This window comes from Cobetia sp. 1AS1, assembly GCF_029846435.1.
GTDB lineage: Bacteria > Pseudomonadota > Gammaproteobacteria > Pseudomonadales > Halomonadaceae > Cobetia > Cobetia amphilecti.
In genome coordinates, this window is record NZ_JARWKU010000003.1 from 22,667 (window position 1) to 35,695 (window position 13,029).

Consider the following 13,029-nt stretch of genomic DNA (forward strand, 5'->3'; position numbering starts at 1 on the left):
CTCAGGCCTAGATCAGGCCTACATCAGGCGTACATCAATGGCCGCTCGGACCACCTAGCGGATCAGACGGGCGACGGCGGTTGCTGTCGTCATCTTCACTGCCATCAGCGTCATCATCCGCCTTGGGAGCTTCCGGCGCTTCCGCCTTCGGAGTGTCGGCAACCGGGGCCACCAGGCCACCGTCACCGCCGCTCGCCGGGCCACCCCAGTCCTTCGGCGGACGCGGAGCACGACCTGCCATGATGTCCGCCAGCTGCTCGGCATCGATGGTCTCGTAGGTCATCAGCGCTTCGGTCATCGCATCCAGCTTGTCGCGATTCTCTTCCAGGATCTGCTGCGCCTTGGCGTAGCACTCGTCGATGATACGACGCACTTCCTTGTCGAGACGCGAGGTGGTGTCGCCAGACTTCAGCTTGCCGCCACCCTGACCCGGGCCACCGAGGAACTGATGGGACTCGTCCTCGTCGTACATGATCGGGCCCATCTCGCTGGAGAGACCCCACTTGGCGACCATGTTGTGGGCAAGCTCGGTAGCACGCTTGATGTCGTTGGACGCGCCGGTGGTGACACCGTTCGGGCCCAGCGTCATCTCTTCGGCGATACGACCGCCGAACAGCGAGCAAATCTGACTGATGATCTGCTGACGCGAGTAGCTGTAGCGATCCTCTTCCGGCAGGAACATCGTCACACCCAGCGCACGACCGCGCGGAATGATCGACACCTTGTAGACCGGATCATGCTCGGGCATCACCAGGCCGATGATGGCGTGGCCAGACTCGTGATAGGCCGTATTGCGCTTCTCCTTCTCGGACATGACCATCGATTTGCGCTCGGCGCCCATCATGATCTTGTCCTTGGCCAGCTCCAGCTCTTCCATGCCGACCAGGCGCTTGTTGCGACGCGCGGCGAACAGGGCGGCTTCATTGACCAGGTTGGCCAGGTCCGCACCGGAGAAGCCCGGTGTACCACGTGCAATGTTGACCGGCACGACGTCATCGCCCATCGGCACCTTGCGCAGGTGAACGCCGAGGATGTGCTCGCGGCCACGGATGTCCGGCAGTGCGACGGTCACCTGACGGTCGAAGCGGCCCGGACGCAGCAGCGCGGGGTCAAGCACGTCAGGACGGTTGGTCGCGGCGATGACGATGATGCCGTCGTTCGCCTCGAAACCATCCATCTCGACCAGCAGCTGGTTCAGGGTCTGCTCACGCTCATCGTGACCACCGCCCATGCCGGAACCACGGTGACGGCCGACGGCGTCGATCTCATCGATGAAGATGATGCACGGCGCCTGCTTCTTGGCCTGCTCGAACATGTCACGCACACGGGAGGCACCGACACCGACGAACATCTCGACGAAGTCAGAGCCGGAGATGCTGAAGAACGGCACCTTGGCTTCACCGGCGATCGCCTTGGCGAGCAGGGTCTTACCGGTACCCGGCGGGCCTACCATCAGGACGCCACGCGGAATCTGACCGCCAAGACGCTGGAACTTGCTGGGGTCCTTGAGGAAGTCGACCAGCTCCTCGACCTCTTCCTTCGCTTCGTCACAGCCTGCGACGTCACTGAAGGTGGTCTTGATCTGGTCCTGGCTCAGCAGCTTGGCCTTGGACTTGCCGAAGCTCATCGGGCCACCCTTGCCGGCACCGCCACCCTGCATCTGGCGCATGAAGAACATGAAAATGGCCAGAATGATCAGAATCGGGAAGCTGGCAATCAACAGGCGTGTCCACAGCGACTGCTGCTCAGGCTTCTTGCCGATGACCTCCACCTTGTTGGCAAGCAGGTCATCCATCAGCTTGGGATCGGACGCCGCCGGCCGGATGGTGGTGAAGCTGGAGCCATCGGCCCGCTCACCCTCAATGGTGTAACCATCGATGGTCACACTCTTGATCCGGTCGTTCTGCACCTGCTGGACGAACTGTGAATAGTTCATCGCCTGCGGCGAGGTATCGACGCTGAAGTTGTTGAACACCGTCAGCAGCACTGCTGCGATGATCAACCAGAGAATCAGGTTCTTCGCCATGTCGTTCAAGGGGACACCCTCATTGCATGAATCTGTCTTGGCATGCCGTGAATACTCCGACTGCCGTCTTGTGGTGGCCTGCCATGCTATCTGATCGTGCCTGCGGGGTATCAAGTCAGCGCAACGCGCCACTTCGCCTACCGAGTCACTCAAAGCTTGCCGTGCATTGTGCTACTTGCCTGCCAGCATCGGTAAGGCATTGAAACCCACCGAACTGTCACTGGCCCATCGTACTCAAGACCCAATGATATCGACACTACACCAGATGGGGGCTGGCAACCATTGCTTAAAGCCCGACAATGGACTATTGCGCCGATAGACAGCCTGCATCAGCCAGCGCTGCGACTCGCCCGGACACATTGGCGCCAGTCTGGACGAGCATCGCATGGCTCGCCTTAACCCGCGATGAAGCATGCGAACAGCAACGTGGAAATCTCGCCACCGCGAGTCAGTGCCTGCCGCGTGCAGCGGCATGCAAGGACACGGGCCGTCAGCCCTTGAAGCCCTGCCCCAGCAGATAGACTTCGCGTGAGCGTGCACGCGATGCTTCCGGCTTGCGGGTCACGACCTTCTTGAAGCTGCCACGCATGTCCTTCAGATAGGCATCGAAGCCCTCGCCCTGGAAGACCTTGACCAGGAAATTGCCGCCCGGCTTGAGAGTCTGGCGCGCCAGATCCAGCGCCAGCTCGACCAGATACATGCCGGCAGGCTGATCGATCGCGCTCATGCCGCTCATGTTGGGCGCCATGTCGGAGATCACGAGATCCACCGGGCGATCCCCCAGAGTGGCCAGAATCTGGTTCAGCACGGCCTCTTCGGTGAAGTCGCCCTGAATGAAGTCGACACCGGCCAGGGCGTCCATCTCGAGAATGTCGGAGGCGATGACCACGCCTTCCATGCCGACGCGGTCAGCGGCGATCTGGCTCCAGCCACCGGGGGCTGCGCCAAGGTCGATGACGGTGGCGCCCGGCTTGAGCAGGCGGTCCTTGTCATCGATTTCAATCAGTTTGTAGCTGGCACGGGAACGATAACCGTCGGCCCAGCTGCGCTGGACATAGGCGTCATCAAAGTGTTCCTTCATCCAGCCAGCACTGCTCTTGCTGGGGTGAGCCACGTTGTCACCTGGAATGTCGGGGAAAATCGAATACTGGCGGGAGATAGCGCGGGGGATAACGACGACACGAAAGGCGTGGCAAGCTTGCGCACGGGGTCGTGTCATGAGCGTCGTCATGGAGTAGAATGGCGGGTCCTGCGCGCGGTTCCGCCCGTGGGCACAGACATTGCCTGCGCAACAGACGGGTTCACACCCCTGGATTTCAAGCCCTGGAGTCGACCCTGTCTTTCGCTACGCTCCCCGCTCCCATCGGACGCCAACAGGGAAACTTTACGATACCATGAGCTTGTCACAGTCACAAAAGAAAGCATTTCGCAGCATCGGGCACCATCTTGACCCGATCGTCACCGTCTCGGAAAACGGCCTTTCCGAAGGCGTCGTGACCGAATTGGAGCGCGCACTGCACGATCACGAACTGATCAAGCTGAAGCTGGCGATCAACGATCGCGAAGCGCGCGGCGAGGTGGCTCGCCACCTGTGCAGCGAAACCGGCGCGACCCTGATCCAGAGCATCGGCAAGATCGCTCTGCTGTATCGCCGCAACCCGCAGGCCAAGCCGAAGCTGTCGAACGTACAGCGCTTCAGCGAGAAGTAAGCCGCCGGGCCCAGGCCTGACGAGGTTCACCTCGCACGCCACGCCTGCTGCAGACAGAAACGCCGCCCTCATCGAGGGCGGCGTTTCTGTTTTCTGTTGCTGACAATCACGACCTGATGACGCTGAGAGCCGCCTCCCTGAAGGATTTCGTGCCCGCAGGCAAAAAAACAGCCCTGCCGGGGTTACCGGCAGGGCTGTCACGACATCAGGATCTGACGAATCAGAGGCGATGCACTTCAGATGTGATGCACTTCGGAGATTTCATACTCCACATCGCCACCCGGGGTACGCACGACCACGACATCCCCTTCTTCCTTGCCGATCAGCGCACGCGCGATCGGAGAGGTGACGGAGATCTTGCCGTCCTTGATGCTGGCTTCATCTTCGCCAACGATGCGATAGCGCACTTCGCTATCGTCATCGAGGTTCATCAGGTCGACCGTGGTGCCGAAGATCACCTTGCCGGTCTTCGGCAACTTGGTGACGTCGATCACCTGGGACATGGAGAGCTTGGACTCGATCTCCTGGATACGACCCTCGATGAAACCCTGCTGTTCACGCGCGGCGTGGTACTCGGCATTCTCCTTGAGATCGCCGTGCTCACGGGCTTCCGCGATGTCAGCGATGACCCGGGGACGCTCAGTGCCCTTTAGGTGCTCGAGCTCCTTGCGAAGGCGGTCTTCGCCTTCGACGGTCATCGGACTTCTACTCATATCATGACTCCTGCATGCATATCCTGGAGACGACGGACCTTGACGTCGTTGCCGTAGGCAAGCGCCATGCACACGGCATTGGCACCCGCCAGCGTCGTGGCGTAGGGCACCTTGTGCGCCAGCGCCGTGCGACGGATCACGGACGAGTCATTGATGGCCTGACGTCCCTCTGTGGTGTTGACGATATAGGCGATCTCGCCGTTCTTGATCATGTCGACGATATGCGGCCGCCCTTCGAACACCTTGTTGACGGGTTCAACCTCGAGGCCGGCAGCGGCGATCACCTCTGCCGTGCCACGGGTAGCACAAAGCGTAAAGCCTAATGTTACCAGAGAGCGGGCCACCTCGATAACGCCCGCCTTGTCGAACTCACGCACGGACAGGAAGGCCTTGCGATCGCCAGTCAGGGTCGGGATGGCTTCACCGGCACCCAGCTGCGCCTTGTAGAAGGCTTCCGCGAAGGTATCGCCGGAGCCCATCACTTCGCCGGTGGACTTCATTTCCGGCGACAGGATCGGGTCGACCCCCGGGAACTTGGCGAACGGCAGCACCGCTTCCTTCACACTGTAGAAGGTCGGCACGATTTCCTGGGTGAAACCGATCTCTTCCAGGGTCTGGCCGGCCATGCAGCGTGCGGCGATCTGCGCCAGCGACTGGCCGATGCACTTGGAGACGAACGGCACGGTACGTGAAGCGCGCGGGTTGACCTCGATGACGTAGATCACGCCATCCTGCCAGGCCAGCTGCACGTTCATCAGGCCGACGACGTTGAGTTCCAGCGCCATGCGCTTGACCTGCTCGCGCATCTCTTCCTGGACGTCTGCCGGCAGCGAGTACGGCGGCAGTGCGCACGCGGAGTCACCGGAGTGGATACCGGCCTGCTCGATGTGCTGCATGATGGCGCCGATCACGACCTGCTTGCCGTCGGACACCGCGTCGATGTCGACCTCGATGGCCGCGTTCAGGAAGTGATCCAGTAGCACCGGCGAGTCATTGGAGACCTTGACCGCGTGGGTCATGTAATTCTCGAGCTCGGCGGCGGAGTAGACGATTTCCATCGCGCGGCCGCCCAGCACGTAGCTCGGGCGCACCACCAGCGGGTAACCGATGACCTCGGCCTTGACGAAGGCTTCCTCGAAGCTGCGCGCGGTGGCGTTTTCCGGCTGGATCAGACCGAGCTTCTCGATCATCTGCTGGAAACGTTCGCGGTCTTCGGCGCGGTCGATGGCGTCCGGCGTGGTACCGATGATCGGCACACCGGCGGCTTCGAGCTCACGCGCCAGCTTCAGCGGCGTCTGACCACCGAACTGGACGATGACACCGACCGGCTGTTCCTTGTCGGCGATCTCCAGCACGTCCTCCAGGGTGACCGGCTCGAAGTAGAGGCGATCGGAAGTGTCGTAGTCGGTCGAGACCGTTTCCGGGTTGCAGTTGACCATGATGGTCTCGTAGCCGTCCGCGCGCATGGCGAGGGAGGCGTGGACACAGCAGTAGTCGAACTCGATGCCCTGACCGATACGGTTCGGCCCGCCACCCAGCACCATGATCTTCTTCTTGTCGCTGACTTCCGCCTCGCACTCTTCCTCATAGGTGGAGTACATGTAGGCGGTGTCGGACGCGAATTCGGCGGCACAGGTGTCGACGCGCTTGTAGACCGGACGGATGCCCTGCTTCTGACGGTGCTTGCGGAAGGCCTTCTCGGACACGCCCATCAGACGCGCCAGGCGCGCATCGCTGAAGCCCTTGCGCTTGAGACGGAACAGACGATCAGCGTCCATCTCGCCCAGCGAGCTTGCGGCCACTGCGCCTTCCTGAGCGATCAGGTCGGCCAGCTGCACCAGGTACCAGCGGTCAATGTTGGTGAGGCGGAAGATCTCTTCGATATCGAGACCGGCACGCATGGCATCGGCGATGTAGAAGATACGCTCAGCACCGGCGGCCTGCAGCTCGCCCTTGATACGCGCCATGTTCTCGTCGCTGAAGTTCTCGACGATCGGGTCGAGACCGTCAACGCCGGTCTCCATGCCACGCAGCGCCTTCTGCAGGGATTCCTGGAAGGTACGGCCGATGGCCATGACTTCGCCGACCGACTTCATCTGCGTGGTCAGGCGGTCATTGGCCTGCGGGAACTTCTCGAAGGTGAAGCGCGGAATCTTGGTGACGACGTAATCGATGGACGGCTCGAAGGACGCCGGCGTCTTGCCACCGGTGATGTCGTTCTGCAGCTCATCCAGGGTGTAGCCGACGGCCAGCTTGGCGGCGATCTTGGCGATCGGGAAGCCGGTCGCCTTGGAAGCCAGCGCCGAGGAACGCGACACGCGCGGGTTCATCTCGATCACGACCATGCGGCCAGTGTCCGGGCAGATGCCGAACTGGACGTTGGAACCGCCGGTCTCGACGCCGATCTCACGCAGAACGGCCAGCGATGCATCACGCATCAGCTGGTATTCCTTGTCGGTCAGGGTCTGGGCCGGGGCGACAGTGATGGAATCGCCAGTGTGCACGCCCATCGGGTCGAAGTTCTCGATGGCGCAGACGATGATGCAGTTGTCGTTCTTGTCACGAACGACCTCCATCTCGTATTCCTTCCAGCCCAGCAGCGACTCGTCGATCAACAGCTCGCGGGTCGGCGACAGCTCGAAGCCGCGATGGCAGATCTCTTCGAATTCTTCACGGTTGTACGCCACGCCGCCGCCGGAACCACCCATGGTGAAGCTGGGACGGATGATGGACGGGAAGCCCAGCTCGGCCTGGATTTCCCAGGCTTCTTCCATGGAGTGCGCGACCTTGGCCTTCGGGCACGCCAGACCGATCTTCTTCATCGCCTTGTCGAAGCGATCACGGTCTTCGGCCTTGTCGATGGTGTCGGCGTTGGCACCGATCATCTCGACACCGTACTGCTCGAGCACGCCTTCGCGCTCCAGCGCCAGCGCACAGTTCAGTGCGGTCTGGCCGCCCATGGTCGGCAGGATGGCGTCCGGGCGTTCCTTCTCGATGATGCGCGCCACGGTTTCCCAGGTGATCGGCTCGATGTAGGTCGCATCGGCCATCACCGGGTCGGTCATGATGGTTGCCGGGTTGGAGTTGACCAGGATGACCCGGTAACCCTCTTCACGCAGGGCCTTGCAGGCCTGTGCGCCGGAATAGTCGAACTCGCACGCCTGGCCGATGACGATGGGGCCGGCGCCGATGATCAGGATGCTGTTTAGGTCTGTACGTTTCGGCATGTCTCTTCCCGCAATGATCTGGTGACTGAACTCAACGATGGATCAGGCCCTCGGGCCTGCGCTCGGCTCAGCGTCGCGCGCGCATCATCTCGATGAAACGATCGAACAGCGGGGCGACGTCCTGCGGGCCGGGACTGGCTTCCGGGTGACCCTGGAAGCTGAAGGCCGGGCGGTCGGTGCGCTCGATGCCCTGCAGGCTACCGTCAAACAGCGACTTGTGGGTCGCGCGCAGGCTGCTCGGCATGCCCGCTTCATCCACTGCGAAGCCGTGGTTCTGGCTGGTGATCATCACCACACCGCTGTCGAGGTCCTGCACCGGGTGGTTGGCACCATGGTGACCGTGGCCCATCTTGACCGTAGTCGCGCCGGAGGCCAGCGCCAGCAGCTGGTGACCCAGGCAGATGCCGAAGACCGGCGTGTCGGTCTCGAGCACTTCACGAATCGCGGTGATGGCGTAGTCGCAGGGCTCGGGGTCGCCCGGACCGTTGGACAGGAAGACGCCATCCGGGTTGAGCGCCAGTACCTCGGCGGCAGGCGTCTGCGCCGGCACGACGGTCAGGCGGCAGCCGCGGGATGCCAGCATGCGCAGGATGTTGTGCTTGACGCCGTAGTCGTAGGCGACCACGTGGAAGGGACGCTCGGACTCACGGGTATCGGCGTAGCCTTCGCCCAGTGTCCATTCGCCTTCGTGCCACTCGAACTGCTCGCTGCAGGAGGCTTCCTTGGCCAGGTCCATGCCCTTCAGACCCGGGAAGGCGCGTGCCGCTTCCAGCGCGCGCTCGACGGCGTCATCACCCTGGGCATCTTCACCGGCGAGGATGGCACCGTTCAGGGAGCCCTTCTCGCGCAGGATGCGCGTCAGGCGACGCGTGTCGATATCAGCGATGCCGACGACATTCTCGTCGCGCAGGTACTGATCGAGGGAGCGAGTGGAACGGAAGTTGCTGGCCAGCAGCGGGAGGTCGCGGATGACCAGGCCGGCGGCTGCGACGCTGTCGGACTCGGTGTCCTCGTCGTTGATGCCGGTATTGCCGATGTGCGGATACGTCAGAGTGACGATCTGTCGGGTGTAGGAGGGATCGGTCAGGATTTCCTGGTAGCCGGTCATGGCAGTGTTGAACACTACCTCGCCGCTGGTCTGCCCATCAGCACCGATGGCGCTGCCGTGAAATACACTGCCGTCTTCCAAGGCCAGTATCGCGGGTTTGATCAACGCAACGTCCTCCCCATAGTGTCCACTTTCCTGCCCGGAATCCGCGGTCGAACACCGGACATGCTGCTTGATTATCGTGCTCGGCATTCGCCGAGCCTGTGTCCCGCTGCCGACTTCGGCCAGGTGCCTGTCACTGGACAGACGCGCGCCAGAAGCGGCAAATTCAGGTTGCAAAAAAGCGGGACGAAACCGAAAAATCAGGTTTCATCCCGCTTGTTATCATTCTTCGGAATGCTGCTGGCCCGAGCGCTGCCAAAACGGCAACCAATAGGGCGGCCAAGAACGTGGCCAAATTGGGTAGAGATTACCGGAATCCTTGGGTGCTGACCACCCCACGCATGCCCCGCCAGCAGGCGACAAGGCCCACGATACGGTCGTTTCGTCGCCGCGGTCAGCTTGACGAAACCCTTGGCCGAGCCGGGACACTGCACAGCGCTTGTAAAGCGACGCAGTCCAGCGGCGCAAGGCGGCCAGAATGGCTCACGCTTGCGCCGCATCCTGCCCACCGAGACAGCTTTCAAGAAATTCTCCTGAATGTCGCCAGACTGTCATCTCAGCGCTTGGCTCTCCATTTCGCTCCCCACTTTGCTCTCTACTTCACTCACTTGAGCCCCAGCACATCCTGCATGTCATAGCGGCCGACTTCGCGTCCTGACAGCCATTCGGCCGCGCGTGCCGCGCCCTTGGCGAAGGTCATGCGGCTCGACGCCTTGTGGGTAATCTCGATGCGCTCGCCTTCGGTGGCGAACATCACGGTGTGCTCACCGACGATGTCACCGGCACGCACGGTGGCGAAGCCGATTTCCTTGTCGGTACGCGGGCCGCACTGACCTTCACGTGCAAAGACACCGTGGGTGGCGAGATCACGCCCGATGGAATGCGCCACGGCTTCGCCCATCGCCAGCGCCGTGCCGGAAGGAGCATCGACCTTGTGGCGGTGGTGCGCCTCGATGATCTCGATGTCGTAGCCGGCATCGCCCAGGGCACGCGCGGCGGTTTCCAGCAGCTTGAGGGTCAGGTTGACGCCGGAGCTCATGTTGGCCGCGAACACGAAGGGCACGCTGTCACGGTAGCCATCCAGCTGCTCGAGCTGCTCCGGCGTGAAACCGGTCGTGCCGATCACCATGCGCTTGCCGTGCTCGGCGCACAGCGCCAGGTTGGCCAGCGTCACCTGCGGTGCGGTGAAATCGATCACCACATCGAAGTCATCCACCACGGCAGCCAGACTGTCGCTGGCGACCACGCCCAGACGACCCTGACCGGCCAGCTCACCGATGTCGACGCCCGCCAGGGAGCTGCCGGATTCGACGATGCCCGCCGCCAGCGTCAGACCTTCCACTGCACCGACGGCCTCGACCAACGTGCGTCCCATGCGTCCGGCGACGCCCATGATTGCGATACGGGTCATGCTGACTCCTGCCTGTTGTGGGTCTTGAGGGTGACAGCCCGCGAGCATGCCCCGAGCGAGCGTGCCACCTATGCTGTGGCCACGAGTATATCAGCCGCCTGCAGCGTTGGCTGACGTCATGTATTTGTGCCGGTTACGCGCTAGAGTAGCCTCGTACCAGGTTGTCTCCTGTTGATCGTCATTTTTCTCATCACCGCTCAGTCTCCGGAGTCAGCATGCCTGCACGCCAATCCCCCGCCTCGCGCCGCTGGCGCATGCTCCAGACCCTCGCTGTCACCACGGCGCTCGCCGGCCTGTTGAGCGCCTGCGGCGTTCATCCGCGCCCCTACACGCTGGCATCGCCGGAACAGAAGAGCGAGTTCCCGGAAATCCAGTGGTGCGGCACGCTCAGGCTGCCGGGCAAATGGCTGGATGACACTCCCGTCGGGGGCCTGTCGGACATCGGCTGGGACCAGGACGAGTCACTGCTGTATGCCGTGTCGGACCGCGGCTGGCTGCATCGTCTGCGGCTCGCCTTCCGTCACGGTGAGCTGGTCGGGGCCAAGGCGCTCAATACCTACACCCTGCGCGACGAGACCGATGTCTCGCTGCGCGGCGCCCTCAGTGATGCCGAGGGCCTGCAGCTGCTGCGCGCGAACAATGACCGCCGTGGCGATTCCCGCCTGGTGATCAGCTTCGAGCAGCAGCCACGCGTCGAGCACTTCCTGCCCAGCGGCCTGGCCGTCAGCGAGCCCTTCACCCCGATGGGCGCGCGCGGCGCGGCGCCCAACAACGGCATGGAAGCCCTGACCCTGCACCCGGAATACGGCATGCTCGCCGGACTGGAAGCCACGCCCGAGGGCATGAGCGACGGTATGACGCGCATCTTCAGCCTCGATGACAAGCACGAGTGGAGCTACCCGCTGGCCAGCGACACCGGCTCGAGCCTGACCGCAATGGAGATGCTGCCCGACGGTGACATGCTGATGCTGGAGCGCGCCTTCTCGCCGCCCTTCCCGCTGGTGATCAGTCTGCGCCGCGCGCATCTCGGTGAGCCCGGCACCCAGGCCGAGGTGCGTACCCTGGCACGCCTGTCGAGCGGCGATGGCTGGTCGCTGGACAACTTCGAAGGGCTGACGCATCTGGAAGGCAATCGCTTCCTGATGATCTCGGATGACAACTTCAGCAGCTTCCAGACCACGCTGCTGAGCTGCTTTGCCGTCATCGAACCAGAAGCCTTCACGGCTGAATCGGTGCCGGAATAGCCATGCCCCCGGGCTGGGTTACTGGATTGAGTTACCAGACTGAGTTACTGGACTGAATTGCCTGACCGAGCCACCGAGCCTGAAACGCGAGAACCCCGCACTCGACAAGTCGAATGCGGGGTTCTCTGGCATGAAGGCCATCCACGGGGCTGGCCCGCGGACAGCAAGGCGAATGCCTAGGGCTTCATGTCTTCGAAGAACTTCTTCACGCCATCGAAGAAGCTGTTCTCCTTCGGTGAATGGCTCTTGCCGGTATCACCGAGGCTCTGCTGGAACTGACGCAGCAGCTCCTTCTGCTCTTCATTCAGGCTGACCGGGGTCTCGATGACCACCTTGCACAGCAGGTCCCCGGCGGGGCCGCCGCGCACCGGCTTGACGCCCTTGCCGCGCAGACGGAACAGCTTGCCGGTCTGGGTCTCGGCCGGAATCTTCAGCACGACACGTCCGTCGAGGGTCGGCACGTTGAGCTCACCGCCCAGCGCCGCATCGACGAAGCTGATCGGCACTTCACACTGCAGATGACGACCATCGCGCTTGAAGATCTCGTGCTCGCGCAGGTTGACCTGCACATACAGATCACCTGACGGCCCGCCGTTGACACCGCCCTCGCCTTCGCCGTTCAGGCGGATGCGATCGCCGGTGTCGACGCCCGGCGGAATCTTGACCGAGAGGGTCTTGGATTCCTGGACGCGGCCTTCGCCGTGACACTTGCGACACGGCACGCTGATCTTCTCGCCACGACCGTGGCAGGTCGGACATGCCTGCTCGACCGCGAAGAAGCCCTGCTGCATGCGCACCTTGCCCATGCCATTGCAGGTCGGGCAGGTTTCCTTGCTGGAACCCGGCTCGGCACCATCGCCATCGCAGTGGCCACAGGCGGCCAGACGCGGCACGCGGATATCGACCGTGGTACCGGCAACCGCCGATTCCAGATCGAGATCCAGGTTGTAACGCAGGTCGCTGCCGCGCTGCGGAGCGTTCGGGTTGCGACGACCACCGCCGCCACCGAAGATGTCACCGAAGACATCGCCGAACACATCGCCGAAGCCGCCGGCACCACCACCGCCAAAGCCGCCGCCACCGAAGCCACCGCCGCCCTGACCATCGACACCGGCATGACCGAACTGGTCATAGGCGGCGCGCTTGTCAGCATCAGACAGCACTTCGTAGGCTTCAGAGACTTCACGGAACTTCTCGGCCGAAGTTTCATCATCCGGGTTGCGGTCCGGGTGATGCTTCTGGGCCAGGCGTCGGTACGCCTTCTTGATGTCCTTGGTGTCGGCGCCACGCTCGACACCAAGCACTTCGTAATAATCACGCTTGGACATGGATCAGGTCCGCCTGGATTGCTGGCAGCCTGAGGCTGCCGGTCTGTTCTGGAATGCCGGTTGTCACCGGTGGCTCGCGGCTAGCGCAAGGCGCCACCGATGCAAACGACAACGCGGGACACCTTCACAAGGCTCCCGCGCTGTCATCAGACGTCGTTCAA

The 13,029-nt window shown here is 62.6% G+C and carries 9 protein-coding genes; 2 read left to right on the plus strand and 7 right to left on the minus strand.

Annotated features, from left to right (window positions below; translation table 11 throughout):
- Positions 1 to 34: 34 nt before the first annotated feature.
- Positions 35 to 2,035 (minus strand): ATP-dependent zinc metalloprotease FtsH, encoded by a 2,001-nt coding sequence (gene ftsH / locus QD280_RS07290; RefSeq protein WP_054556443.1) that lies wholly within the window; start codon positions 2,033 to 2,035, stop codon positions 35 to 37.
- Positions 2,036 to 2,516: 481 nt separating this feature from the next.
- Complete coding sequence (rlmE, locus tag QD280_RS07295; protein ID WP_225347478.1) at positions 2,517 to 3,140, minus strand: 23S rRNA (uridine(2552)-2'-O)-methyltransferase RlmE; 624 nt, start codon at positions 3,138 to 3,140, stop codon at positions 2,517 to 2,519.
- Positions 3,141 to 3,420: 280 nt separating this feature from the next.
- Between rlmE and yhbY the strand changes: the two genes are divergently transcribed.
- A complete protein-coding gene (yhbY, locus tag QD280_RS07300; protein WP_043333380.1) occupies positions 3,421 to 3,735 on the plus strand; it encodes a ribosome assembly RNA-binding protein YhbY in 315 nt (104 codons plus the stop codon).
- A gap of 236 nt (positions 3,736 to 3,971) precedes the next feature.
- On the opposite strand, the gene greA is transcribed toward yhbY, so the two are convergent.
- The 4 genes from greA to dapB all read right to left on the minus strand — a co-directional run bounded on the left by greA (position 3,972) and on the right by dapB (position 10,296).
- The gene (gene greA / locus QD280_RS07305) at positions 3,972 to 4,448 is read right to left on the minus strand and encodes a transcription elongation factor GreA (protein ID WP_043333374.1); all 477 of its coding nucleotides are present in this window, start codon (positions 4,446 to 4,448) and stop codon (positions 3,972 to 3,974) included.
- Positions 4,445 to 7,675, minus strand: a complete 3,231-nt coding sequence (carB, locus tag QD280_RS07310; RefSeq protein WP_107335696.1) for a carbamoyl-phosphate synthase large subunit — start codon at positions 7,673 to 7,675, stop codon at positions 4,445 to 4,447. The genes greA and carB overlap by 4 nt, the downstream gene beginning before the upstream one ends.
- 67 nt (positions 7,676 to 7,742) lie before the next feature.
- Positions 7,743 to 8,888 (minus strand): glutamine-hydrolyzing carbamoyl-phosphate synthase small subunit, encoded by a 1,146-nt coding sequence (gene carA / locus QD280_RS07315; protein WP_192839084.1) that lies wholly within the window; start codon positions 8,886 to 8,888, stop codon positions 7,743 to 7,745.
- Between the two features lie 601 nt (positions 8,889 to 9,489).
- Positions 9,490 to 10,296, minus strand: coding sequence for a 4-hydroxy-tetrahydrodipicolinate reductase (gene dapB / locus QD280_RS07320; RefSeq protein WP_043333367.1), 807 nt, complete (start codon positions 10,294 to 10,296; stop codon positions 9,490 to 9,492).
- A 215-nt stretch (positions 10,297 to 10,511) separates the two neighbouring features.
- Here dapB and QD280_RS07325 point away from each other — a divergent pair, with 215 nt between their 5' ends.
- Entirely contained in the window at positions 10,512 to 11,540 is a 1,029-nt protein-coding gene (locus tag QD280_RS07325; RefSeq protein ID WP_279834161.1) for an esterase-like activity of phytase family protein, read from the plus strand.
- A gap of 176 nt (positions 11,541 to 11,716) precedes the next feature.
- On the opposite strand, the gene dnaJ is transcribed toward QD280_RS07325, so the two are convergent.
- Positions 11,717 to 12,868: a molecular chaperone DnaJ gene (dnaJ, locus tag QD280_RS07330; RefSeq protein ID WP_043333362.1), complete on the minus strand. Its 1,152-nt coding sequence runs from the start codon at positions 12,866 to 12,868 to the stop codon at positions 11,717 to 11,719.
- Between the last annotated feature and the right edge of the window lie 161 nt (positions 12,869 to 13,029).

What these genes read in the sequence shown, in the direction of transcription:
- greA (WP_043333374.1), bottom strand. Translation starts at nt 4,448, where the DNA reads ATGAGTAGAAGTCCGATGACCGTCGAAGGCGAAGACCGCCTTCGCAAG.
- dapB (WP_043333367.1), bottom strand. Translation starts at nt 10,296, where the DNA reads ATGACCCGTATCGCAATCATGGGCGTCGCCGGACGCATGGGACGCACG.
- carB (WP_107335696.1), bottom strand. Translation starts at nt 7,675, where the DNA reads ATGCCGAAACGTACAGACCTAAACAGCATCCTGATCATCGGCGCCGGC.
- yhbY (WP_043333380.1), top strand. Translation starts at nt 3,421, where the DNA reads ATGAGCTTGTCACAGTCACAAAAGAAAGCATTTCGCAGCATCGGGCAC.
- dnaJ (WP_043333362.1), bottom strand. Translation starts at nt 12,868, where the DNA reads ATGTCCAAGCGTGATTATTACGAAGTGCTTGGTGTCGAGCGTGGCGCC.
- QD280_RS07325 (WP_279834161.1), top strand. Translation starts at nt 10,512, where the DNA reads ATGCCTGCACGCCAATCCCCCGCCTCGCGCCGCTGGCGCATGCTCCAG.